At 65.2% G+C, this 1,599-nt stretch carries 3 protein-coding genes; all 3 read right to left on the bottom strand.

Features of this window, described 5'->3' with window-relative positions; all coding sequences use genetic code 11:
- Positions 1-462: UbiA family prenyltransferase (locus KDH09_19970; GenBank protein MCB0221985.1), on the bottom strand; the 462-nt coding region annotated here is incomplete at its 3' end.
- 2 nt (positions 463-464) lie between these two features.
- Entirely contained in the window at positions 465-1,313 is an 849-nt protein-coding gene (gene menB / locus KDH09_19965) for a 1,4-dihydroxy-2-naphthoyl-CoA synthase (GenBank protein ID MCB0221984.1), read from the bottom strand.
- The coding region (locus KDH09_19960) for a 2-succinyl-6-hydroxy-2,4-cyclohexadiene-1-carboxylate synthase (protein MCB0221983.1) at positions 1,307-1,599 on the bottom strand (293 nt) is incomplete at its 5' end. The genes menB and KDH09_19960, both read right to left, overlap by 7 nt.

The raw sequence follows: 1,599 nt of genomic DNA, 5'->3' as shown, positions 1-1,599 counted from the left end.
TCCGCCCGTATAGGCGATGCCCGAGAGGATCGATGCGATGCCGATCGCAACGATGGGCCAGCCCGCAACGGAGATCAGATACACGCCGCACAGCGAGGCGATTGCAAAGCTCACGATCACCCCCGCCGTCACCTGGCGCTGGCTCAGAAGCCCCGCCTGCGTAACACGCACCGGCCCGGCGCGCTCTTCGGTGTCGGCGCCCTTGAGATAGTCAAAGAGATCGTTGGCGAAGTTGGTTCCGACCTGAATCCAGAGCGCTCCCAGCAGTGCTGCCAGCGCCGGCAGGGCCGAGAAATGGCCCTCCGCCGCGGCAACCGCCGTGCCCACCATCACCGGCGCGGCGCCGGCGGGCAGCGTCTTGAGCCTGGCCGCGGCGATCCACGCGAAAAAGGACCCCGGAGCCGGCAAAGCCGGCTCCGGGACGAGGCCCCCCGGGGAAGAAAGGGTATCGGAGTGATTCATGGTCAGGGTACCCGGGGAAACTTGCTGAAATCGGGCTTGCGCTTTTCGAGGAAGGCACGTTTTCCTTCCTGCCCCTCCTCGGTCATGTAGAAGAGCATCGTCGCATTGCCGGCCAGTTCCTGAACGCCCGCCTGCCCGTCGAGTTCAGCGTTGAGTCCGGCCTTGATGCAGCGGATCGCAATGGGAGAGTTCTGCAGGATTTCGCGCGCCCAGGTGACGGTCTCTTCCTCGAGCTTTTCGAGTGGCACCACCGTGTTCACCATGCCCATGTCGAGTGCCTGCTGCGCGTCGTACTGGCGGCACAGGTACCAGATCTCGCGCGCCTTCTTCTGACCGATGTGGCTGGCCAGGTAGGAAGCGCCAAAGCCGCCGTCGAAGCTGCCCACCTTTGGGCCGGTCTGACCGAAGCGTGCGTTCTCGGCGGCGATGGTCAGGTCGCACACCACGTGCAGCACGTGGCCGCCGCCGATGGCCCAGCCCGCGACCGATGCGATGACCGGCTTGGGGCAGGTGCGGATCATGCGCTGAAGGGTAAGCACGTTGAGGCGCGGCACGCCGTCGCTTCCCACATAGCCGGCCTCGCCGCGCACGCGCTGGTCACCGCCGCTGCAGAAGGCCTTGCCGCCCTCGCCGGTGATGACGATGACGCCGACTTCTGGGTCTTCCCATGCGTCGTGAAAGGCGCGGATCATTTCGTCGGTGGTCTGGGGCCGAAAGGCGTTGTGCACTTCGGGCCGGTTGAAGGACAGGCGCGCGATGCCCTCGGCCTTGTGATAGAGGATGTCCTCGAAATCTGCGGCCTTCTGCCACTTGGGCGCCTGGTATTGGGTCTTTTCTACTGGATTCAACATGCAATCACTCCTGGTTGCCGCTCTTCCCGGAGAATCTCCTCCAGGGTCGCGGCATATTGGTCTGGTTTTTCGAAGTGGGCGCTGTGTCCCGCGCTCGAAATCACGTGATGGGTTGCATCGGGGATGCGCGCGCGCATCTGCCCGGCGATCGCGGAAAACTTCTCGTCGCGCTCGCCGGTGATGAGGTGCACGGGCATGGCGAGTTCACCAAGTCGCGAACCGTAGTCGGGCTGGCGGCCGGGGCTGAGCGCGGCGATTGCCCAGGCGAGGCCCTCCGGACGGGAGC

Source organism: Chrysiogenia bacterium, from assembly GCA_020434085.1.
Classification (GTDB): domain Bacteria; phylum JAGRBM01; class JAGRBM01; order JAGRBM01; family JAGRBM01; genus JAGRBM01.
The sequence above is the reverse complement of the archived record's forward strand: the minus strand, read 5'-3'. Positions and strand labels throughout refer to the sequence as shown.

Excerpts from the sequence above, each read along its gene's own strand:
- menB (MCB0221984.1), bottom strand. The coding sequence starts at position 1,313 with ATGTTGAATCCAGTAGAAAAGACCCAATACCAGGCGCCCAAGTGGCAG.